At 22.3% G+C, this 24,172-nt stretch carries 16 protein-coding genes; 6 read left to right on the top strand and 10 right to left on the bottom strand.

The features are described from left to right. Positions 1-93 precede the first annotated feature (93 nt). Positions 94-1,203 carry a molecular chaperone DnaJ gene (gene dnaJ, locus GJT88_RS00750; protein ID WP_168895048.1) on the top strand — a complete coding sequence of 370 codons (1,110 nt, stop codon included), beginning with the start codon at positions 94-96 and terminating at the stop codon, positions 1,201-1,203. A gap of 61 nt (positions 1,204-1,264) precedes the next feature. On the opposite strand, the gene secA is transcribed toward dnaJ, so the two are convergent. Continuing rightward, complete coding sequence (secA, locus tag GJT88_RS00745; protein WP_168895047.1) at positions 1,265-4,003, bottom strand: preprotein translocase subunit SecA; 2,739 nt, start codon at positions 4,001-4,003, stop codon at positions 1,265-1,267. 113 nt (positions 4,004-4,116) lie between these two features. On the opposite strand from secA, the gene GJT88_RS00740 reads away from it, so the two are divergent. After that, positions 4,117-4,602 carry a DUF721 domain-containing protein gene (locus GJT88_RS00740; protein WP_168895046.1) on the top strand — a complete coding sequence of 162 codons (486 nt, stop codon included), beginning with the start codon at positions 4,117-4,119 and terminating at the stop codon, positions 4,600-4,602. Between the two features lie 126 nt (positions 4,603-4,728). Here the strand turns inward: GJT88_RS00740 and GJT88_RS00735 are convergent, their stop codons facing one another. From GJT88_RS00735 to rsmH, 8 genes are all read right to left on the bottom strand, one after another. After that, positions 4,729-5,652, bottom strand: a complete 924-nt coding sequence (locus GJT88_RS00735; RefSeq protein ID WP_168895045.1) for a D-alanine--D-alanine ligase — start codon at positions 5,650-5,652, stop codon at positions 4,729-4,731. Positions 5,653-5,673: 21 nt separating this feature from the next. Continuing rightward, the gene (gene murC / locus GJT88_RS00730; RefSeq protein ID WP_168895044.1) at positions 5,674-7,143 is read right to left on the bottom strand and encodes a UDP-N-acetylmuramate--L-alanine ligase; all 1,470 of its coding nucleotides are present in this window, start codon (positions 7,141-7,143) and stop codon (positions 5,674-5,676) included. A gap of 33 nt (positions 7,144-7,176) precedes the next feature. Continuing rightward, positions 7,177-8,235, bottom strand: coding sequence for an undecaprenyldiphospho-muramoylpentapeptide beta-N-acetylglucosaminyltransferase (gene murG / locus GJT88_RS00725; RefSeq protein ID WP_168895043.1), 1,059 nt, complete (start codon positions 8,233-8,235; stop codon positions 7,177-7,179). Positions 8,236-8,253: 18 nt separating this feature from the next. Further along, the gene (murD, locus tag GJT88_RS00720; RefSeq protein WP_168895042.1) at positions 8,254-9,564 is read right to left on the bottom strand and encodes a UDP-N-acetylmuramoyl-L-alanine--D-glutamate ligase; all 1,311 of its coding nucleotides are present in this window, start codon (positions 9,562-9,564) and stop codon (positions 8,254-8,256) included. A gap of 14 nt (positions 9,565-9,578) precedes the next feature. Beyond that, positions 9,579-10,649 (bottom strand): phospho-N-acetylmuramoyl-pentapeptide-transferase, encoded by a 1,071-nt coding sequence (gene mraY, locus GJT88_RS00715; RefSeq protein ID WP_425482955.1) that lies wholly within the window; start codon positions 10,647-10,649, stop codon positions 9,579-9,581. A 5-nt stretch (positions 10,650-10,654) separates the two neighbouring features. Further along, positions 10,655-12,022, bottom strand: coding sequence for a UDP-N-acetylmuramoyl-tripeptide--D-alanyl-D-alanine ligase (locus GJT88_RS00710; RefSeq protein ID WP_168895040.1), 1,368 nt, complete (start codon positions 12,020-12,022; stop codon positions 10,655-10,657). A gap of 1 nt (position 12,023) precedes the next feature. Continuing rightward, the gene (gene murE, locus GJT88_RS00705) at positions 12,024-13,526 is read right to left on the bottom strand and encodes a UDP-N-acetylmuramoyl-L-alanyl-D-glutamate--2,6-diaminopimelate ligase (protein ID WP_168895039.1); all 1,503 of its coding nucleotides are present in this window, start codon (positions 13,524-13,526) and stop codon (positions 12,024-12,026) included. 135 nt (positions 13,527-13,661) lie between these two features. After that, on the bottom strand, positions 13,662-14,588 hold the full coding sequence (gene rsmH, locus GJT88_RS00700) for a 16S rRNA (cytosine(1402)-N(4))-methyltransferase RsmH (RefSeq protein WP_168895038.1): 927 nt from the start codon (positions 14,586-14,588) through the stop codon (positions 13,662-13,664). Positions 14,589-14,742: 154 nt separating this feature from the next. Here rsmH and GJT88_RS00695 point away from each other — a divergent pair, with 154 nt between their 5' ends. The 3 genes from GJT88_RS00695 (at position 14,743) to gyrA (ending at position 20,696) form a co-directional block, all read left to right on the top strand. Next, a complete protein-coding gene (locus GJT88_RS00695; RefSeq protein WP_246213264.1) occupies positions 14,743-15,471 on the top strand; it encodes a Bax inhibitor-1/YccA family protein in 729 nt (242 codons plus the stop codon). Between the two features lie 81 nt (positions 15,472-15,552). Further along, the gene (gene mutS / locus GJT88_RS00690; RefSeq protein ID WP_425482953.1) at positions 15,553-18,009 is read left to right on the top strand and encodes a DNA mismatch repair protein MutS; all 2,457 of its coding nucleotides are present in this window, start codon (positions 15,553-15,555) and stop codon (positions 18,007-18,009) included. A 152-nt stretch (positions 18,010-18,161) separates the two neighbouring features. After that, positions 18,162-20,696 carry a DNA topoisomerase (ATP-hydrolyzing) subunit A gene (gyrA, locus tag GJT88_RS00685; RefSeq protein ID WP_168895036.1) on the top strand — a complete coding sequence of 845 codons (2,535 nt, stop codon included), beginning with the start codon at positions 18,162-18,164 and terminating at the stop codon, positions 20,694-20,696. Between the two features lie 70 nt (positions 20,697-20,766). Here the strand turns inward: gyrA and metK are convergent, their stop codons facing one another. After that, positions 20,767-21,924 carry a methionine adenosyltransferase gene (gene metK, locus GJT88_RS00680; protein ID WP_168895035.1) on the bottom strand — a complete coding sequence of 386 codons (1,158 nt, stop codon included), beginning with the start codon at positions 21,922-21,924 and terminating at the stop codon, positions 20,767-20,769. Positions 21,925-22,152: 228 nt separating this feature from the next. On the opposite strand from metK, the gene tkt reads away from it, so the two are divergent. Then, on the top strand, positions 22,153-24,159 hold the full coding sequence (gene tkt, locus GJT88_RS00675) for a transketolase (RefSeq protein ID WP_168895034.1): 2,007 nt from the start codon (positions 22,153-22,155) through the stop codon (positions 24,157-24,159). Positions 24,160-24,172 lie beyond the last annotated feature (13 nt).

Genomic DNA, 24,172 nt, shown 5'->3' with positions numbered 1-24,172 from the left:
AAATATTAATACCGTTTATCTATCAGAATATTTATTAATATAGAAATCGGTATTAAATAAAATTATGGGATTAGATTAGGACAGTAATTTATTATGGTAAAAAAAGATTATTATGATATTTTAGGCGTTACTAAAACGGCTGAAGATCGTGAAATTAAAAAAGCATATAAACGTTTGGCTATGAAGTTTCATCCAGATCGTAATCCCGGAAATAGAAATGCTGAAAATAAATTTAAAGAAATAAAACAAGCTTATGAGATTTTAAGTGATTCAAAAAAACGAGCTGCTTATGATCAATATGGGCATTCTGCTTTTGAACAAGAAAATGTAAGTAATACAACTGATTTTAGTGATATATTTGGAGATGTTTTTGGGGATATTTTTGGAAATTCTAGAACTAATAAAAATAAAAAAAGAGGTTCAGATTTAAAATATCTAATAACTCTTTCTTTGGAAGAAGCAATTAAAGGTATAACAAAACAAATAAAAATTCCTGTATTAAAAAATTGTAATTATTGTAAAGGAACAGGTTCACAAAAACCACTACAAAAATGTTATACATGTAATGGACATGGACAAATTCAAATGAGTCAAGGATTTTTTACCGTTCAACAAACATGTCCTAGATGTCATGGTGAAGGATATTTTATTAAAAATCCTTGTGTTTATTGTAAAGGCAAAGGAAAATTAGAAGTTTATAAAACTTTATCAGTTAAAATACCAAATGGCGTTGATACTGGAGACCGCATTCGATTAACTGGAGAAGGAGAAACAGGAAATAATGGTGCAAAATCTGGTGATTTATATATAGAAATTAAAATTAAAAAACATTCTCTTTTTAAGAGAGAAGGCAATAATTTATATTGTAATTTACCTGTTAATTTTGTTACAGCAGCATTAGGTGGAAGTATAAATATTCCTGTATTGGATGGATATGTAAAAATAAAAATCCCACCTGGAACTCAAACAGGTAAAATATTAAGAATACCTAAAAAGGGGGTAAAATCTATTAGAGATAATGATATTGGAGATTTATTTTGTAAAATAGTAATAGAGACCCCAATTAATTTGAATGATAAACAACAGAAAATATTATATAATTTGAGACAAAGTTTTAATGAGTTTTCTGATGCTAGAAATAATCCTAAATTAAAAAAATTTTTGGATAATATTAATCGTTTTTTTTACGTAATCAAAAATTAATTTTAATAATAGAGGGTATAAAAAATAGATTTATTTTTTATACCCTCTATTATTAAAAAAATTATTTTATTATTAAACCATGACAAAATTTATATTTTTTCCCAGAAAGACAAGGACATTTTTTATTTCTACCTATTTTTTGATTAAAAAAATTTATCTTATTTATTTCTTTTTTTATAGAAGTATCCGATATTTTTTTTAAAATTTTTAAATTGCTTGTTTTTAACACATTTTCATTTAAAAAATTTTTTTCTAACAATGAAAAAACAAAATTACTATGATTACTAAATATTGTACTCATATCTATTTTGCTTAAATTAATTATTACTTCTTTTTTTAAAGTATTTAACATTAAATTAAACATATGAAAAGATTCACGTTTATATTCTTGTTTAGGATCTTGTTGAGCATATCCTCTTAAATGTATACCCTGTTTTAAATATTCTATAGCAGAAAGATGTTCTTTCCACAAATTATCTAAAGTTTTTAATATAATATTTTTTTCAAAGTCATTTAGTTTTTCTTCATTAAGCTTTTCCGTTTTTTTTACATATTCTCTTTCTGCAAAATCAATAATTTTTTTTAAAAGTTTTTTTTTATTAAAAATTTCTTTATTATTTTCTTTATATGAATTAATCCATTCTTGAATAGGTATTTTTAAATTAAATACTTTCATAAAATAATTTTTAAAACTTTTAAAATTAAATTCTTCTTCTATAAAGTCATCAAATTCTATAAAATCATTTACTTTTTTCTCAAAAACATATATTCTAAAATCTTTTATTATTTGATTAATATTACGTGATTTTAATAATTTATTTCTCTGTGAATATATTGCTAAACGTTGATCATTAATTACATCATCATATTCAAGTAATTGTTTACGTATATCAAAATTATAATGTTCCACTTTTTTTTGTGCGTTAGATATTGCTTTAGTTATCCAAGGATGAGTAATAGACTCATTATGCTTCATACCTAATTTAGTCATTAAATTAGATATATTTTTTGATGCAAAAATACGCATTAGAGAATCTTCCATTGATAAATAAAATCTTGACGAACCACTATCACCTTGACGTCCTGATCTTCCTCTTAACTGATTATCTATTCTTCTAGATTCATGCCTTTCCGTTCCAATAACATATAAACCTCCTAATTGAACTACTTCATTATGTTTTTTTTCCCAAATTAGTTTTAATGTATGAGTTTTATCTATATTACAATTTGCAGCATCTAATGTGAAAATACCACCCAAAACAATATCTGTACCCCTTCCTGCCATATTAGTGGCAATAGTTACTGAATTTTTTTTACCTGCTTGTGCTATTATTTCAGCTTCTTTAGCATGAAATTTTGCATTTAAAACATTATGTTTTATTTTTAATTTTCTTAATTTTTTTGAAATTAATTCAGATTTTTCTATAGAAACAGTACCTACTAATACAGGTTGTCCTGTAAGATTTTTATTTTTTATATCTTTTATAATAGCTTTTATCTTTTCTTTTTCTGTTAAATATATTAAATCTGGTAAATCTTTTCTTATCATTGGCTTATTTGTGGGAATCACAATTGTATCTAATTTATAAATTTCTTTAAATTCAGAAGCTTCTGTACTTGCAGTTCCTGTCATTCCTGATAGTTTTTTATATAATCTAAAATAATTTTGAAATGTAATAGATGCTAAAGTTTGATTTTCATCATTAATATTAACACCTTCTTTTGCTTCTATTGCTTGATGTAATCCTTCAGACCATCTTCTACCCTTCATTAATCTTCCAGTATGTTCATCTACAATAATAATTTGATTATTTTTTAATATATAATCAACATTTTTCTTAAATAATTTATGTGCTCTTAATCCTTCAAGTACATGATGTAAAATAATAAGATTATTACTAGAATATAAAGATTCACCCTTTTTGATTATATTTTGTTTTTCTAGTATTTTTTCTAAAAAAATTAAACCTTTTTCAGTTAAATATGCTTGACGCGTTTTTTCATCTATAAAAAAATGTCCTTTACCTTGAAAGGTATCTGAATCTTCTTCGGATTGATATATTAATTTAGGAATAATTCTATTTATACTAATATATAGTTTTGAACTATCTTCTGCTGTTCCTGATATGATTAAAGGAGTACGTGCTTCATCAATAAGTATAGAATCCACCTCGTCTATAATAGCATAATTTAAAGAACGTTGTACTTTTTCATTATAGTTAAAAACCATATTATCTCTTAAATAATCAAATCCATATTCATTATTAGTTCCGTAAGTAATATCTGCTTTATAAGCTATTCTTTTTTCGTTTAATGACATGCCAGATAAATTAATACCAACAGTCAATCCTAAAAATTCAAATAGAGACTTATTATTTATAGCATCTCTTTTTGCTAAATAATCGTTAACAGTAACTATATGTACCCCTTTATCACTAAGAGCATTTAAATATGCTGATAATGTTGATGTTAATGTTTTTCCTTCTCCTGTTCTCATTTCTGCTATACAATTATTATTTAATACAATACCTCCCATTAATTGAACATCAAAATGTCTCATACCAAATATTCTTTTACTTGCTTCTCGCACTGTAGCATAAGCTTCCGGTAAAATATCTTTTAAAGAAAAATTATTTTTTAATTTATTTTTAAAATATAAAGTTTTATTTTTTAGTTCTATATCAGTTAATTTTTCAAAATATTTTTCCATGCTATTAATAGTATTAACTATTTTTTGAATACGTCGTAAAACATAATCGTTATGATTACCAAAAATTTTTGTTAAAAATTTTATAAACATATATACACTCTTAATAAAATAAATAGTTTCAATTAAATAATTTTTATTTCATGATTCTTTTTATAAAAAAATATATATAATATTTTTATTAAATTTATAAAAGGATAAATTTTATGCGTCATAATAAATTATTATCAATTAAACAAATTTTTCAAAAAAATTATTATTATTCTTCTTATAGAAAAATTTTATTTAAAATATATTTACATACAAATATTTTAATAAAAATTAATACATTTATCAAAAAATATATACCTGTTGAATTACATAATTGGTATAATATCAAAAATTTTAAAGATGGTATTCTAATTATAGAAACATGTAATGCTAGTTCTATGACTAGATTTTTATATGAAAAAACTAATATTATATTTTTTTTAAAAAAAAATCTTATCCCGTCGTTAATAGATATTAATATTCAAATTAATCCTGCATTTTATATAAAAAAAAATATTATTATACCAAATGAAAAAAATACATATAAAAAAAATATTTTGAGTAAATATAGTGCTAATTTATTATTAAATTTAGCACGAAAAAGTCCTATAAAATTACGTTATATAATAGAAAGATTTGCAAAATCAGCATCTAAACATTAAATATAAAATATTTCTTAGATTGTATATGTTATTAATAAGAAGAAATATTATTTTTTATAAAAACTTGAAATATTATTGAAAATTAAAGTTATATTTTTTTAAATATTATCTTTTTATATAAAAAAATTATTTATCTGTTAAATTCAAAATTTTAAGAACTAAATCCTGAAAAGATAATCCAATTTTCTTCGCAGCCATAGGATACAAACTATGTGATGTCATCCCGGGGACAGTATTTATTTCTAATAATTGAAAATGATCTTTTGTATCTAAAATAACATCAATACGTCCCCACCCACTACATTCTACTATATTCCATGCATCTAAAGCTATTTTTGATAGTTCTTTTTCTTTTTTATAATCTAGTCCGCTAGGACAAAAAAATTGAGTAGAATTAGAATAATATTTGGCTTGATAATTATAAAACGAATTTATTGGTTCCACCCTAATAGGGGGTAATACTTTATTATGTAATATTCCTACTGTAAATTCTGTTCCTTCAATATATTTTTCAAATAAAACACTTGTATCATATATAAAGGCTTTTTCTATTGCATCAAATATATAATTAATATTATTAACTTTAGAAATACCTAAACTAGATCCAGTACAGTTAGGTTTTATAAAAATGGGTAAATTTAATTTTAGAATTTGTTGTTTAATTTTTGCATGATTTTTTTTTATAAAATCTTTTTTTCTTAATAAATAATGAGGACATACAGGTAAATTATTTTCTTTCCATATATTTTTTGTTATAAATTTATTCATAGTTATTGATGAAGCTAAAACACCGCTCCCGGTATAAGGAATATTTAAGTATTCAAGTACTCCTTGTAAAATTCCATCTTCTCCTCCCTTCCCATGTAAAGCTATAAAAATTTTTGTAAAACCATATTTTTTTAAATATAATAATGGGAATTGCAATGGATCTATTCCAAAAGCATTAATATTAGATTTTTTTAATGCATTTAAAATTGCTTTACCTGACATTAAGGAAATTTCTCTTTCTGATGAATTTCCACCAAGTAAAACAGCTATTTTCTTAGTCATAATATTTTTTATAAAACATCTCTATTGTTTTAATTTATTTTTAATAAAGAAAGCTGAAATATTATTAATATCACCAGCACCCTGAAATACTAATACATCATTTCCTGTTAATTTTAAATATATTTCTGATGCAATATCATTGTATTTATTAGATCGTATTAAAATAGGATGAGTTTTTTCTAATTTTTTTATTTTTCTATATAGTGTTTTACTGTTAGCATTTTTAATATAATTTTCTCTAGCTGAATATACTTTTAATAAAAATAATAAATTAACATTAGATAATGTTTTCACGAATTCTTCCAATAAATTTTTAGTTCTAGTATATTTATGTGGTTGGAAAACCATTATTAAATTTTTATTAGGCCAATTATTTTTTATAGTGTGAATCGTCATATTAATTTCAGTAGGATGATGTCCATAATCATCAATCACAATAACATTTCCTTGAAATTTTTTTTTTAAAATAAAAGTACCTAAAATATCTAACCTTCTTTTTACGCCTCCAAAATTTTTTAAAGATTTCAAAATATTTGAATCTTTTAATCCTATATAGGATGATAATGCAAATGAAGCAGTTGCATTTAATGCATTATGAAGACCAGGAATTGTTAATTCTATTTTTAAATTAGTATTTTCTTTAGTTTTTAATAAATTAAATTTACTTTGATATCTTTTTTGTCTATAGTTAGATATTTTAATATCTGCATTATTATTAAATCCATACGTAATTATTTTACATTTTAAAATATGTTTATATTTATTAAATAAATCAAAATTATTTTTATTATCTATACAAATAATAATACATCCATAGAATGGAATTTTTTTTAAAAAATTTAAAAAAGTGCTTTTTAATATTTCAATATTATTATCATAATATTCTAAATGTTCATTTTCAATATTAGTAACAATATTAATTATTGGATTTAATTTTAAAAAAGATTTGTCACTTTCATCTGCTTCTGCAATAAAATATTTACTTAATCCTAAGTCAGCATATAATCCTGATGATTTTATAATTCCTCCATTAACAAATGTTGGATCTAATCCTGATGATTTAAATATTTCATAAATCATTGCTGTTGTAGTTGTTTTACCATGTGTTCCTGTAATAGTAATTCCATAATTAAATCTCATTAATTCAGCTAACATTTGTGCTCTGCTAATAATTATAATATTTAACTTTTTTGCAATAATTAATTCAGGATTATCATTTTTTATTGCCGTAGAAACAACAACTAAATCTACATTTTTAAGATTATTTCCATCATGTTTTGAATATATTTTTACATTTAATAGAATTAATTTTTTTGTAATAAAATTAGATACTAAATCTGATCCACTAACTTTATATCCTAATTTTACTAAAATAGTGGCAAGACCTCCCATACCCGAACCACCAATGCCAATAAAATATATGTGATTTATATTGTTTATTTTTAATATTTCTCGTAAAGAAATATTACTATTTATATTTTTATGTATCATATAATTTTAATTTCAAAATATTAATTATTATAGTTAATAACTATTAATTTCATTTAGTTCTTTATAAATTAATTTTGTCGAATTTTTTATAGGTGTATTTTTAAATTTTTTATAAATTTTTATTAACTTTTTTTTATTCCAAGATAGTATAACATTAATAATATTATTAATATTTAAATTATTTTGTTTAAATATTTTTGCAATTCCTATTTTTTCTAAATGTATTGCATTAAAATATTGTTGATGATCTTTATGTGGGTAAGGTATAAAAATAGCAGGCAATCCTATGATTTTAATTTCACTTACAGTTATTGCTCCTGACCTAGTAATAATAATATCAGCCCATTTATATGCCTCATGAATATCATATATATATTCTTTTAAAAGAAAATTATTTTCCTTATTTTTTTTATATTCATTTAGTATTTTTTTTAAATTTCCTTTACCTACTTGATGTAAAATTAATATTTTATTTTTTAATATTTTTGACAACTTCACACCTATAAAATTTATTACTTGTGCTCCTTGACTACCTCCTGTAATTAGTAAATGAATTGGTTTATGAAATTTAATAACAGATCTTTTATACGAAGATAATTCAATAATTTTTTCATTAATTGGATTACCGACCCAAATTGCATTTTTTAATGTATTAGGATACCCTTGTAATATCTTAGTTGCTATTTTAGACAAAATTTTATTAGTAAATCCTGGGATGCTATTTTGTTCATGTATCACTAATGGAATTCTACATAACCATGCAGCAAGTCCACTAGGACCTGAAATATAACTTCCCATTGTTAAAACTATATCTGGTTTATATTTTTTATAAATAATAATTGATTTATAAACAGAAGTTAATAATTTTAATATAGTAATAAATTTTAAAAAAATATTTCTACTTTTAAATCTAAAAAATTTTATTAAATATATATATATACCTTTTTTAGGAATTATTTTAGCTTCCATTCTGTTAAATGTACCTAACCAACGTACTTCCCATCCTTTTTTTATTAATTCATTTGCAATGTTTAAAGCTGGATTGATATGTCCTCCTGTACCTCCAGCTACTATAATAATTTTTTTATTCATTTTATTCTTAAAAATTAATTAATTTTTATAAAAATTTTTTACTATTTTAATAAATTCTTTGCCACGATGTTTAAAATTTTTAAATTGATCAATACTAGAACAAGCGGGAGATAGTAATACCACATCACCGGGTTGTACTAATTTTATTATTTGTTGTACTGCTTGAGATATAGTATCTACTGGTACTGCTTTTGAACAAAAAGATAATATTTGTTTTTTTGCCAAACCAAAACAATAAATATATATATTTTTTTTTTTTAAATATTTTTCCAAAGGAAATAATTTACATTTTTTATCATATCCTCCTAATAATAACCAAATGTTTTTTTTCTTGGAAAAGTATTTTAAAGCAACTTTTGTACTATCTACATTAGTAGATTTTGAATCATTAATCCAAATAACATTGTTTTCTTCATGTATAATTTGTAATATATTATCTATATTTATATAATTACTTATCTCTTTTAGAGCTTTTTTTTGAGGAATTTTTAATATATCTGTGACCGCTAAAACAGCTAAAGAATTTAAATAATTGTGTATTCCTATTAACTTTGTTTTATTAAAATTTAAAATTATTTTATCATCCATTTTTAAAAAAAAATTTTGTTTTTCATACAATAAATGATATTTTCCATGATATCTTCCAAAAGTTATATATTTTTTTTTTTTATGAAAAATATTAGGATATGTTAACAAATCATCTGCATTATAAATACAAATAGAAGCTTGTTTAAAGATACGCAATTTAAAATTACGATATTGTTCAAGACCTAAAGGATAACGATCCATATGATCTTCAGAAATATTTAAAATAATAGCTATATATATATTTAAATTTTTTACAGTTTCTAATTGGAAACTAGATATTTCTAAAATATAAAAATCTCTTTTAAAAGATAATAAATCTAATACTGGATAGCCTATATTACCTCCAAAACCAATATTAAAGTTATTTTTTTCCATAACTTTAACAATCATATCTGTTACAGTACTTTTTCCATTAGTACCTGTTATAGCTATAACAGGAGTTTTATTATAACGATTAAATAATTCTATATCTCCTATTATTTCAATTCCTTTATTAGTTGCTTCTACTAAATAGGGATGAAATATCGAAATACCAGGACTTAAGATAATTAAATCAGCTTCTAATATCCATTTTTTATTTAAAGATCCTAAATGACACGGAACTATTAATGGTATTTTTTTTAAAAATTTTGGATTTTTACATTCATCCATTACATATGGAATAAGATTTCTTTTGAAAAGAAAATTTATGCATGATATACCTGTTATTCCTAAACCAATAACTACTATTTTTTTATTCATTATTTTATATGTTTTTATAAAATTATTAAAGATATTAAAACTAATATAAATGATATAATCCAAAACCTAACTACAACACAAGATTCTTTTAATCCTTTTAATTCAAAATGATGATGTAAAGGAGCCATTAAAAAAAAACGTTTTTTACTATATTTAAATCTTAATACTTGAATTATTACAGATATAAATTCTATTATAAAAATACTAGACATTATAAGGAATAAAAATTCTTGCTTTATTAAAATAGCTATTATAGATATAATATATCCAAGAGTCAAAGATCCTACATCTCCCATAAAAATTTTTGCTGGATACGTATTAAACCATAAAAAACCTAATCCAGAACCCACAATAGCTAAACATATAATAATAAGTTCCTTTGTATTTTTTATATAATTAATATTAAAATATCTAGAAAGATTAATATCTCCCGTAAAATATGCTAATAATCCTAATCCTATAGAAATAAAAATTATTGGCATTATAACTAAACCATCTAATCCATCTGTTAAGTTTACAGAATTACTTATTCCTAAAATAATAAAATAAGATATAATTAAATATGAAGTAAAATTTAAATTTAATTCAATTTTCTCAACAAATGGAATAATTAATTGTATATATAAATTTTTAGTATCATTGAAAAACATATATATTAATGTTATCATGATTATGATAGACTGTAGTAAAATTTTTTGAAGAGGTATTAAACCTTTTGAATTTTTTAAGATTATTTTATAATAATCATCTAAAAACCCGATTATGGAATATAATACAATTGTAGTTAATATATAGAATATATATTTATTAGATAATTGTGCCCAAAAAAATACAGATATAAAAACAGATACTAATATAATTATACCACCCATAGTAGGGGTATTTTTTTTTTTTAAATGAGTTATAGGTCCTTCATTTCTAATTATTTGCGAAATTTTATTTTTTTTTAAAAAAAAAATAAAATATGGAGTATAAAAAAATGTAATACAAAAAGATGTTAAAAAAGTCATAATAGAACGAAATTTTAAACTAAAAAAAAAATAATTCAAAGATATAATATAATATTTCAAATATTGAAATAATATTAGTATCATTGTATTTTCTCCAATAAGATATTAATTAACATTTCCATATTATTTTTGCGTGATCCTTTGAATAAAATAGTATAATTATCTAATCTCATTATTAATGAAAATAGATTGTTTATTAAATCTTCTTTACTATTAAAATGTTTAGCTTTTTTATTATTTTGAGTAATATACTTACCATAATTTCCAATACTAAAAGTATAATTAATATTAGATTGTAAAATTATGTCTCTAACTTTTTTATGAAAAAATATAGTACGAGTACCTAATTCTAACATAGTTCCTATAACTAAAATTTTAACTCCAGAAAAATTTTGAAGAACTTTTATAGCAACTTTAACAGAGTTAGGATTTGCATTATATGCATCATTTAGAATTAATTTTTTATCTCCTATTTTTATAGGATATATTCTACCTTGTATAGGTTTAAAACATTCTAATCCATTGACTATTTCATCTAAAGATGCTCCCATTGCAAAAGATAAAGCGCTAGACGCTAATGCGTTGCTGATGTTATGTATACCTCCAAAAAGAAATAGTGTAACAATTCTTACTCCAAGAGGAGTATTTAAATTAAATAAGATTTTATCTTGAAAAATTTTTATATTACTAGCAAAAAAATTTGTATTTTTATTATAAACAGAAAAAGTAAAAAATTTCTTACTAATACTTATTTTTTTAAAAATTTCTTTTTGATTTTTATCGTCACTATTAAAAATCGCAATACCATCCTCTTTTAAATAATTAAAAATACTACTTTTTTCTCTAATAATATTTTTTAATGATTTAAAACCTTCAATATGTGATTCTGATATATTATTAATTATTGCTATATTAGGTTGCACTAGATTACCAAGATATTTAATATCATTTATTTTATTACCTCCTATTTCAATTATTGCACATCTATACTTATTATATAGTTTTAATAATGTTAACGGCACACCTATATGATTATTCATATTATGAAATGTAAAAATAGTATTATATTTTTTTTTTAATATAGATACTGTCATTTCTTTTACTGATGTTTTTCCAGTAGATCCAGTAATACCAATTACATTATATTTAAATTTTTTCCTTTTCCATAAACTTATTTTTCCTAAAGCTAAAATAGTATTTTCAACAATTATTTGTGGAATATTATTAATTCTCACAAATTTATTTACTAATAAAGCAATAGCCCCATTGCTAATAGCATTATTAATAAAATTATGACCATCAAAAATTTTTCCATTAATTGCGATAAATATACAATGATCTTTAATTTTTTTACTATTTATTGAAAAATTTTTTATTTTAAGATTTAATCCTATTAAATGACCATTTGTGATTTTAGATATTTTTTTTAAACTAATTAATTCATTCATATTATATTTTTTCTAAAATATTTTTTATAATTTGATGATCAGAATAATGAAAAATTTTATTCCCAATAATTTGATAATTTTCGTGTCCCTTACCCGCTATTAAAATAGTATCTTCTTTATATGCGTTAAATATTGCATAATATATTGCTTTAGTTCTATTTAAAATAACACAAGTGTTATTTAATTTATAACATCCCTTAAGAATATCTTTAATAATATCAGCCGTATTTTCTGTTCTTGAATTATCACTTGTAATAATAGTATAATCTGAAAATTTATTAGCTATATAACCCATTATATGACGTTTCCCAATATCTCTTTCACCACCACATCCAAATATACACCATATTTTACCTTGACAATATAATTGAATAGTTAATAATATATTTTTTAAAGCGTCAGGAGTATGAGCATAATCAATTATAATTGTGGGGTATCTCATTTTTCCTAATGATATTTTTTCCATACGACCTATAATTGGTTTTAATTCATATGATGTTTTTAGTAATTCTTTTAAGGAAAAATTTAAACTTAACAATGTTGTCATACTTAAAATAACATTAATAACATTAAAATATCCTAAAAGAACAGTGTTTATTTTACCATGCCCCCAACTAGAATTAAAAGTGATAATAGTTTTATTTTTTAAAAAATTTATATTTTTAACTTGAAAAAATAAATTTGATTTATATGAAATTTTTTTAGTCATTACAGGGATACTACTAGTAGATAATCTTTTAAACCATTTTAAACCTACATTATCATCAATATTAATAATCTTTGTTTTAATTTGATGATCAGAAAAAAATTTCCATTTAGTTAACTCATAATTTTTCATATTTAAATGATAGTCTAAATGATCTCTGCTTAAATTTGTAAATATTCCAGTAGAAAATATTACATTAGCAACTCTAAATTGATCTAATCCATGTGAAGATACTTCCATAAAAACAATATCTGATTTTTTATCCACAAAATATTTTAATGTAGATTGTATTTCTACAGCAGAATCAGTTGTATTATTAGTTAATTTTAATTTTTTATAAAAACCATTGCCTATAGTACTTAAGATCGCTGGATTTTTCCCTAAAATATGAGTCCATTGCATTAAAAAATTTGTTACGCTGGTTTTACCATTCGTACCCGTTACACCTACAACAGGTATTTTTTTACTAGGATGATCATATAATATATCAGCAAAATATGAAATATATTTATGTAAATTTGGAAAAAAAATTATCGGAATAAAATTTTTAAAAATTATATTATAAGATAATAAATTACTAGTCGTATATGTTAATACAGCAGCAGCACCATTATTGATAGCATCATCTATGAAATTTCTACCATCATTTTTATGACCCTTTATAGCTATAAATAAGCAATTTTTTCCTTTTATATGTCTACTATCTAAAACAATTTTATTTATAAAAATATGTTTTATTAAATTATGATTTATATAATTCTTCAATAATTTTTGTAAAGTTATCTTATTTATATTCAATATGTAAAACCTTTTAATTGTTTTTATTAATTTTTTTTTAATAAAATTTTATATTAATATGTATTTATGTTTAAAAACAAAATTATATTTTTTTATATATAAATATTTTGACATTTGCAAAAATATTTTTTATTTTTATATTTTTTTTGCAACACGTAGTATTGCACTTCTTGATCTTGGATTATTAAAAATTTCTTTTTGAGAAGGAAATATTCTATTCACTATTTTCAATCTAAATTTATTATTTATATAATATAAATTATTTATTTCTGTTTCAGTTAATGGTAAATTACTATATATATTATATGAACTATATTTTTTTATAAAATGTTTAACAATTCTATCTTCTAATGAGTGAAAACTAATTACACATAAAATACCTCCTTTTTTTAATAACTTTAACGAAACATGTAAAGCTGTTTTTAGTTCATCTAGTTCTTTATTAAGAAAAATTCTTATTGCTTGGAAGGATCTAGTTGCAGGATGTTTAAATCTATTTTTTTTAGGTATGATAGAACAAATTAAATTTGATAAATCCTGTGTACTACTTAATTTATTATTTAATATATATTTTTTTATGTTAAATGCTATTTTTTTATGAAATTTTTCTTCCCCATATTTTTTTAGTATACAAGATAATTTTATTTCACTTGTTATTTTTAATAAATCGTAAGCAGTAAGTTTACTATTTTGGTTCATGCGCATATCTAATGGTCCATTATTCATAAAAGAAAATCCTCTTAAAGGATTATTTAATTGAAATGAAGAAATGCCTAAATCAAATAGGATTCCGTCTATTTTACCTATAAATTTTTTATTTATAATATATTCTAAGTTAGAAAATTTTTCATTAATATAAAAAATTCTTTTATCTATAATTTTATTCATTATTATTGTTTGATTATCACAATCTATAGCAAAAATACGTCCATCATTATTTAGTTTAGATAAAATTAATTTTGTATGTCCTCCACAACCATAAGTTGCATCTATATATGTTCCATTATTTTTAATATTTAAATTTTTGATGGATTCTTTCAATAAAACAGGAATATGATTCATATATTGTTTTTTTAATAAAAAAATTGTTTAATTTAATTAAATAAATATTTTACTAATATTTATTTCATTTTTATATTAAAAATAATATAATTATTAATTATATTTTATTTAAAATTTTATAATAATTTGTTTTTTTATAAAAGGATACTTATTTATGATAGAATATTCAAATTATAGAAATAGTATATTTTTACAAGAAAAATATTACATGCGGGTATATTTAAAACAAGTATATGGTTGGATGTCTTGTGGATTAATTTTAACTGCATTTGTTGCTTGGTATATATCAAATACAATACAAATTACAAATTTTTTATTAAGTAATAAACTTTTTTTATTTTTTTTATGTTTTTTCCAATTTTTACTAATTTTTGGTATTTCACATTCATTAAATAGATTATCAGGGAAAATATTAACTACCTTATTTATGTTATACTCAACTTTAACAGGGATAACAATGGCAGGTATGTTTTCTATATATAATCAGAATGCTATTTTTACTGCATTTATTACAACATCAATTACTTTTCTTACTATGTGTATTTGGGGATACAATACTAAAAGGGATTTAAGTAGTTTAGGAAGTATTATTACAATGGGATTATTAGGAATTATTTTTAGTTCATGTATTAATATCTGGTTTAAAAATAACACATTAACATCTATAATAAATTACATAGGCGTACTTTTATTTACAATACTTATTGCTTTTGATACACAAAAATTAAAATATATTTCAAAAAAAATTAGTACTAACATTAATGATAGTGATAATCTAAGAAGATATGCTATTATGGGAGCACTAATGTTATATTTAGATTATATTAATTTATTTTTTACATTATTGCAATTAATTGGTAATAATAATAATGATGATGATTAAAAAATATATTTTAACATTTACATTTTTTTATTTATTGCAAAATGTAAGATTTTAAATTCATTAAATTTTTGTAAAAATTTAATGAATTTCATTAAATCAGTATTCAGTATATATACAAAAATAATAATAAATATGAATCAAAAAATCCTTACACCAATGATGAAGCAATATTTTCAATTAAAAAAACAATATCCTACAATACTATTATTTTATCGATTAGGAGATTTTTATGAAATGTTTTATGATGATGCAAAAAAAGCATCTAAACTACTAAATATTGTTTTAACAAAAAGAGGTAAACTAAATGGCAAACCTATTCCTATGGCAGGAATTCCTATTCATAGTGTAGAAAATTATTTATTAAAATTAATTAAGTTAGGAGAATCTGTAGCAATTTGTGAACAAATATTTAATAAAAATAAATTATCTAAAATTAAGATCCTAGAAAGGAAAATAGTACGTATTATCACTCCAGGGACAGTGAGTGATGATATATTACTTAATAATAATATAGATAATTTATTAGCAGCTATATGGCAAGATAAAAAAAATGGGTTTGGTTACGCCACACTAAATATTTGTTCTGGTGATTTTAAAATTATGGAAGATAAAAATTATGATATAATGGCTGGTATATTACAAAAAACAAATCCTAGAGAATTACTATATCCTGAAAATTTTCATGATATGAAATTAATAGAAAAAAGACATTGTCTAAGATGTAGGCCAATATGGGAATTTGATATTGATACTGCTTTACAACAATTAAATAATCAATTCGGAACCAAAAATTTAAAAAGTTTTGGTGTTGAAAAATCTTTAATGGCTATTAGAGCAGCAGGTTGTTTAATACAATATGTTAAAGATACACAGCGAGTCTCATTGCCGCATATTAATAATATAATACTAGAAAGTAATCATAATGAAATTATTATGGATGAAAATACTCGTAAAAATTTAGAAATTATTAACAGTATTTCAAACAATAAAGATAATACCTTAATTAAAGTTTTAGATTATACATCTACATCTATGGGTAGTCGTCTCTTAAAAAGATGGTTAAATTCTCCTATACGTGATATAAAAATTATTTTAAGTAGACAGAATAATATATCTATTTTACAAAAATATTATTTACATTTTAAAAAAATATTATTTAAAATAGGAGATATTGAAAGAATAATAGCACGATTATCTTTACGTACTGCTAAACCCAATGATTTAGTAATTTTAAGAAAAACATTAAAATTATTACCAAATATACATAATTTATTTTTAAAAATAAAAGATTGTGAAATAAAATCTAAAATTTTTAAAATAGGATTATTTTCAAAATTAACAAATTTATTAGAAACTGCTATTGAGGCAAATCCTTCTCTATCATTAAAAGAAGGTAATGTTATAGCAAAAGGATATAATAAGTCATTAGATAAGTTAAGAAAAATTTCTAAGAATTCTATAAAATATTTAGCACTTATCGAACAAAAAGAACGTAATTTATTAAAGTTAGAAAAATTAAAAATAGGATTTAATACAATTTATGGCTATTATATACAAATTAGTAAAAAACATTGTATCCATCTACCAAAAAAATATATACAAATTCAAACTTTAAAAAATTTTCACAGATATATAATTCCTGAATTAAAAAAATATCAAGAAAATATCATACATTCTAAAGAAAAATTATTAAATTTAGAAAAATATTTATATAATGAATTATTTAATTATATTAATCCTTTTTTAAAAAATTTACAAAAAATAACATTATTTCTATCAGAACTAGATGTATTATGTAATTTAGCAGAAAGATCTATAACTTTAAATTATACTCGTCCTATAATCAAGAAAACTAAAGGAATTTTTTTAATTAATTCTAGACATCCTACTGTTGAACATATCTTAAAAAGACCCTTTATACCTAATAATTTATTGTTAACAAAAAATAATTATATGTTAATTATAACAGGACCCAATATGGGAGGTAAAAGCACATATATGCGTCAAATAGCATTAATTGTTATAATGGCATATATAGGTAGTTATGTTCCTGCAGATAAAGCTATTATAGGCCCAATAGATCGTATTTTTACTAGAATTGGAGCAACAGATGATATTTCAGCAGGATTATCTACTTTTATGGTAGAAATGACAGAAACAGCTAATATTTTACATAATGCAACAAAAAATAGTCTTGTACTAATGGATGAAATAGGACGGGGGACATCTACATATGATGGATTATCAATTGCATGGGCATGTGCTGAAAATATTGCTAAAAAAAATAAATCACTCACTTTATTTGCCACAAATTATATTGAATTAACTAATTTATCGATTACAAATAAATGTATAAAAAATGTATATTTTGATGCAAGAGAATTAAATAATTCCATTGTCTTTTTATATACTCTTAAAAATGGTTCAATTAATAAAAACTATGGTTTATTTGTCGCATCTTTAGCAGGAATACCTATTGAAGTTATTGATAAAGCTAAAAAAAAAATTAAACAATTAGAAAAATATAGTACATTTTAAATTTATTTTTTCAAGAAAGTTATTTTATAAATATATAATAATACTGTTGTTTTTGTTATGTCAGAAAAGATTTGTATGTTTATTTACAAAATTTTATTTTATATTGAAACTAATTTCACTCATATATTAAGTTGTAAAGGATAATTATTTACATGAATTCTTTTGCGAAAGAAATAAAATCAATTAATATTGAAGAAGAATTAAAAAATTCTTATTTGGATTATGCTATGTCTGTAATTGTTGGAAGAGCATTACCAGATGTAAGAGATGGTTTAAAACCAGTACATAGACGTATATTATATGCTATGTATATATTAGGTAATACATGGAATAAATCTTATAAAAAATCAGCAAGAATAGTTGGAGATGTAATAGGTAAATATCATCCTCATGGAGATACTGCTGTTTATGACACTATTGTCAGATTAGCTCAATCGTTTTCTTTAAGATATACATTAATAAATGGGCAAGGTAATTTTGGCTCAATTGATGGAGATTCAGCTGCAGCTATGCGTTACACTGAAATAAAAATGACAAAGATAGCTCAGGAAATAATTAATGATCTAGAAAAAAATACAGTAGATTTTTTACCTAATTATGATGGAACAGAAAAAATACCAGAAGTAATGCCCACAAAAATACCTACTTTATTAATAAATGGCTCTTCTGGTATAGCGGTAGGCATGACAACTAACATACCTCCACATAATATTACAGAAATCATTAACGCATGTTTAGCTTATATTAATAATAATACAATTTCTATAAAAGAATTAATGAGATATGTTCCAGGCCCTGATTTTCCGACGGCTGGAACCATAAATGATAATAATGGTATTAGAAATGCATATAAAACTGGAAAAGGAAAAATTTTTATTAGAGGACGTAGTAAAATAATTGAGAATAAAGATAAATATAAAACGATTATTATTTATGAATTACCTTATCAAGTTAATAAAGCAAAATTAATTAAAAAAATAGCTGATTTAATAAAAGAAAAAAGAATACAAGGTATAAAAACTTTAAGAGATGAATCTGATAAAGATGGCATAAGAATTATAATAAGAATAAAAAGAAATATATCAGCTAATGTTATTTTAAATAATTTATATTCATTAACTCCTTTGCAAATTTCTTTTACCATAAATATGGTTTCTTTATATAAAGGAATACCTACAGTAATGACATTAAAAGAGATTATCAAAGCATTTATTTCTCACCGTCGTGAAATAGTTACTAGAAGAACTATTTATGAAATAAAAAAAGCTCGTGATAAAGCTCATATATTAGAGGGGTTAATAGTAGCTTTGTTAAATATCCAAAAAATCATAATTATTATACGCTCTACTAATATTAATAATAATATAAAAAATATAATTTATTCTAAATTCTGGAAAATACCTAATATTATTGAAATACTAAATTTACAAGAAAAAAAAGAATTAAATGTTTTTTTAACAAATTCTAATTTAATTAAGTTTAATAATAATTATCGTTTTAGTTATAAGCAAATTCAAGCTATTTTAGATCTTAAATTACACAAATTAACTACCTTAGAACACCAAAAATTATGTATAGAATATCAAAAATTAATATATAAAATATCAGAATTAAATAAAATTGTAAATGATAATAAATGTTTGATGCATGTAATATGTAATGAATTAATATCAATAAAAGAAGAATTTGGAGATAATAGAAAAACAGAAATTATTTATGACAATTCTATTATAAAAACCAAAGATTTAATCAATAATGAAGAAGTCATAATTACTTTATCTTATAAAGGATACATTAAATATCAAAAACTTTCAGAGTATAATGTACAACATAGAGGAGGAAAAGGAAAATTAGCTGTAAAAATTAAAGAAAATGATTTTATTAATAAAATATTAATAGCTAATACTCATGATAATATTTTATGTTTTTCTAATAAAGGATATTTATATTGGTTAAAAGTATATAATATCCCAGAAGCTCAAAGATATGCAAAAGGTAGACCCATTATAAATATTTTACCATTAAAAAATAACGAAATAATTACAAATCTACTTATAGTTAATAAATATGAAAGAAATTTAAGTTTATTTATGGTAACTGCGAAAGGAAATGTTAAAAAAACTAGTTTAAAAAAATTCAATCATCCTAGGTTTAGAGGCATTATTGCAATAAAATTAAAACAAAATGATAGTTTAATTGATGTTGCTATTGTCAGTAAAAATGATAAAATTATGTTATTTTCTTATTTAGGTAAAGTTGTAAAATTTAACGAATCTCAAATAAGACTTACAGGAAGAAATACAATAGGTGTAAAAGGGATGAAACTATTATCTGAAATAGATAATGTAATTTCTTTAATAGTTACTAAAGATAATAATAAAAAAAATATTTTTACTATTACTCAAAATGGATATGGCAAATGTACTAATAATAGTTTTTATCCTTTAAGATCTAGAGCAACAAAAGGTGTAATTTCTATAAAAACAAATAAAAGAAATGGGAAAGTAATAGGAGCTTTGGAAGTAGAAAAAAATGATCAAGTAATTATTATTACAAATAAAGGAATATTAATACGTATTAATATATCTGAAATTTCTTTAGTTGGACGTAATACTACAGGAGTAGTAATAATTAAAACTAATTTTAATGAAAAAGTTATCGGATTACAAAAAATAATTAAAAAATAAATTTTAATTATATTCTAAATATAATATATATTAATACCTACAAATATTGAAAATAATGTAGTAATTAAGTTTATTTAATAATTTTAGATATCTCCTTCAACTGCTCTTTTTTGTCTATATTTTCCCATGTGAAAATATTTCTCCCAAAATGACCATAAGAAGCTGTCTTTTTATATATTGGTTTTAATAAATCTAACATTTTAATTAAATTAAAAGGTCTTAAATCAAAAATCTCTTTTACAAATAAAGCTAGTTTTTTATTAGATACTTTACCAGTTCCAAATGTTTCTACCATAATAGATATGGGTCTAGCTATTCCAATAATATAAGCAATTTGAATTTCACATTTCGATGCTAAAGATGCTGCTACTATATTTTTTGCTATATAACGTGCTGCATATGCAGCAGATCTATCTACTTTAGATGGATCTTTACCTGAAAAAGCACCCCCCCCATGTCGGGCCATACCACCATAAGTATCTACTACAATCTTTCTTCCTGTTAAACCACAATCACTTAGAGGCCCACCTATTACAAAACGTCCAGCAGGATTAATAAAAAATTTAGTTTTTTTATCTATCCATTTTTTTGGTAAAACTGGTTTTATAATTTCTTCCATAATAGGTTCTTGTATATTTTTATGTGATATTTCTTCAGAAACTTGAGTAGATAATACAACAGAATCTATACCTATAATTTTATCATCTTGATATTTAAAAGTTATTTGACTTTTGGCATCGGGTTTTAACCAAGGTAAAATACCCATTTTTCTAATTTTGGCTTGTTGATATACCAATTTATGAGCATATATAATAGGAGCAGGCATAAAAACATCTGTTTCATTAGTAGCATATCCAAATATTAATCCTTGATCTCCCGCACCTTGATTATATTTATTTATATTAGATATTCCTTTATTTATATCTTTTGATTGTTCACTTATGACATTTAATACTGTACATGTGTTAGCATTAAATGAAAAATTAGGATCATTATACCCTATTTCTTTTATAGTTTGTCTAACTATTTTTTCTATATTTATTTTTGCATTAGTAGTTATTTCTCCACCAATTAATACCATACTATTTTTTACGTATGTTTCACAAGCAACGCGTGATTCAATATCTTGAATAATTATATTATCTAATATAGCATCAGAAATTTGATCTGCTATTTTATCAGGATGTCCTTCTGAAACTGATTCTGAAGTAAAAAAATATTCCGCCATTAATAAACATTTCCCATAAAATTTGTAAAGAAAAATAATATACCCTTTAAATTATATATTTTTTAAAAAAAAATATATACAAAAATAATATATTTAATATAAATAATTATCTTAAATAATTTAAAAAATATAATAAATAGATTTTCAAACATTTTACGTATATATTTCTTTATATAAAGAATATAATTTTTTATAAAATTTTTTTTAATATCTAGGAGTATTTAAATAATGCCTTCCAAAAGAGATTTAGCTAATGCTATTCGATTTTTAAGTATAGATGCAATACAAAATTCTAATTCTGGACATCCTGGAGCTCCTATGGGAATGGCGGATGTGGCTGAAGTACTTTGGCGTAATTATCTTAATCATAATCCTAATAATCCATTATGGATAAATCGTGATAGATTTATTTTATCAAATGGGCATTGTTCTATGTTAATTTATAGTTTATTACATTTAACTGGATATAATTTAACAATATCAGATTTAAAAAATTTTAGAAAATTAAATTCTAAAACTCCAGGACATCCAGAATTTAGATGTACTCCAAATATTGAAACAAGTACTGGACCATTAGGACAAGGTTTAGCAAATGCTGTAGGGATGGCTATAGCAGAAAAAACATTATCAGCACAATTTAACAGAACAAATTTTAATATCATTGATCATTATATTTACGTTTTTGTAGGTGATGGTTGTTTAATGGAAGGAATTTCGCATGAAGTTTGTTCATTAGCAGGAAAATTAAAATTAAAAAAATTAATAGTTTTTTATGATGATAATGGTATTTCCATTGATGGTAATGTAAAAGAATGGTTTGATGATGACACTAAAAAAAGATTTGAATCATATGGATGGAATGTTATATCAAACATAGATGGACATAATTATAAAGAAATAAATAAAGCAATTAATAATGCAAAATCTTTAACATTAGATAAACCATCTTTATTGATTTGTAAAACGACAATTGCTTTTGGTTCACCTAATAAATCGGGAAAAAATATTGCACATGGATCTCCTTTAGGAGAAAAAGAAGTAGAATTAACAAGAAAACAGTTAAATTGGAATTATAAACCTTTTGAAATTCCATTACCTATTTATAAAAAATGGGATGCAAGAAAAATAGGTGATAAAAAAGAACAAATATGGAAAAAACAATTTAGAGATTATTGTAATATATTTCCAGAACTTTCCAAAGAATTAAAAAGAAGAATAAATAATATTTTACCTGATAATTGGGAAAATGAAATTAATACTTTTATTAAAAAATTAAATGCTAATATTGCTAATCTCTCAACAAGAGAAGCATCACAATTTTCATTACAAAAATTATCAAAATTATTTCCAGAATTTTTAGGAGGATCTGCAGATTTAGCTCATAGTAATTTAACTTTATTAAAAAGTTCTAGACCTATAAATAAATTTAAGGATGGAAATTATATCTATTATGGAGTAAGAGAATTTGGTATGGCAGCAATTGCTAATGGAATTTCTTTATATCAAGGGTTTATTCCATACATAGCAACTTTTTTAGTTTTCATGGATTACTGTCGAAATGCAGTACGTATGGCTGCTTTAATGAAAATTAGAAGTATAATGATTTATACTCATGATTCTATTGGTATAGGAGAAGATGGTCCTACACATCAACCAATTGAACAATTATCTAGTTTAAGATTAATTCCTAATTTAAGTGTATGGAGACCATGTGATAAAATTGAAACAATAGTAGCATGGAAACATGCAATTGAAAATATAAATAAACCAACAGCACTGATCTTATCAAGACAAATTTTACCTACTCAAAAAAGAAATGATGATAAAATATTATTAATTTCCCGTGGTGCTTATGTATTACAAGATTGTTTAGATAAAAATCCTGATATTATCGTAATAGCCACTGGCTCAGAAGTATCTTTGGCAATTAAAGTAGCTAAAAAACTATCACTATTAAATTATAAAACTAGAGTAGTATCTATGCCTTCTACTGATGTTTTTGATCAGCAATCTAAAGAATACAAAAATTATGTTTTACCTGAAAATATTAAATTAAAAATAGCAATTGAAGCGGGATCTAAAGATTTTTGGTATAAATATGTTGGTTTAAAAGGAATTATAATAGGAATGAATACTTTTGGTTATTCAGCTCCTGCTGAAGAATTATTTAAAAAATTTGGTTTTACTGTAAAAAGTATTGTTTTAAAAATTCAGAATTTTTTTAATAAAATTTAAACACAAAAATATT

It is taken from the genome of Enterobacteriaceae endosymbiont of Donacia tomentosa, assembly GCF_012571135.1.
Taxonomy (GTDB): domain Bacteria; phylum Pseudomonadota; class Gammaproteobacteria; order Enterobacterales; family Enterobacteriaceae.
The sequence above is the reverse complement of the archived record's forward strand: the minus strand, read 5'-3'. Positions and strand labels throughout refer to the sequence as shown.

Coding starts and splice junctions, on each gene's coding strand:
- GJT88_RS00735 (WP_168895045.1), bottom strand. CDS start 5,652: ATGACTAAGAAAATAGCTGTTTTACTTGGTGGAAATTCATCAGAAAGA.
- GJT88_RS00695 (WP_246213264.1), top strand. CDS start 14,743: ATGATAGAATATTCAAATTATAGAAATAGTATATTTTTACAAGAAAAA.
- secA (WP_168895047.1), bottom strand. CDS start 4,003: ATGTTTATAAAATTTTTAACAAAAATTTTTGGTAATCATAACGATTAT.
- metK (WP_168895035.1), bottom strand. CDS start 21,924: ATGGCGGAATATTTTTTTACTTCAGAATCAGTTTCAGAAGGACATCCT.
- GJT88_RS00710 (WP_168895040.1), bottom strand. CDS start 12,022: ATGAATGAATTAATTAGTTTAAAAAAAATATCTAAAATCACAAATGGT.
- murC (WP_168895044.1), bottom strand. CDS start 7,143: ATGATACATAAAAATATAAATAGTAATATTTCTTTACGAGAAATATTA.
- gyrA (WP_168895036.1), top strand. CDS start 18,162: ATGAATTCTTTTGCGAAAGAAATAAAATCAATTAATATTGAAGAAGAA.
- murG (WP_168895043.1), bottom strand. CDS start 8,235: ATGAATAAAAAAATTATTATAGTAGCTGGAGGTACAGGAGGACATATC.
- tkt (WP_168895034.1), top strand. CDS start 22,153: ATGCCTTCCAAAAGAGATTTAGCTAATGCTATTCGATTTTTAAGTATA.
- GJT88_RS00740 (WP_168895046.1), top strand. CDS start 4,117: ATGCGTCATAATAAATTATTATCAATTAAACAAATTTTTCAAAAAAAT.
- murD (WP_168895042.1), bottom strand. CDS start 9,564: ATGAATAAAAAAATAGTAGTTATTGGTTTAGGAATAACAGGTATATCA.
- dnaJ (WP_168895048.1), top strand. CDS start 94: ATGGTAAAAAAAGATTATTATGATATTTTAGGCGTTACTAAAACGGCT.
- rsmH (WP_168895038.1), bottom strand. CDS start 14,588: ATGAATCATATTCCTGTTTTATTGAAAGAATCCATCAAAAATTTAAAT.
- mutS (WP_425482953.1), top strand. CDS start 15,553: ATGAATTTCATTAAATCAGTATTCAGTATATATACAAAAATAATAATA.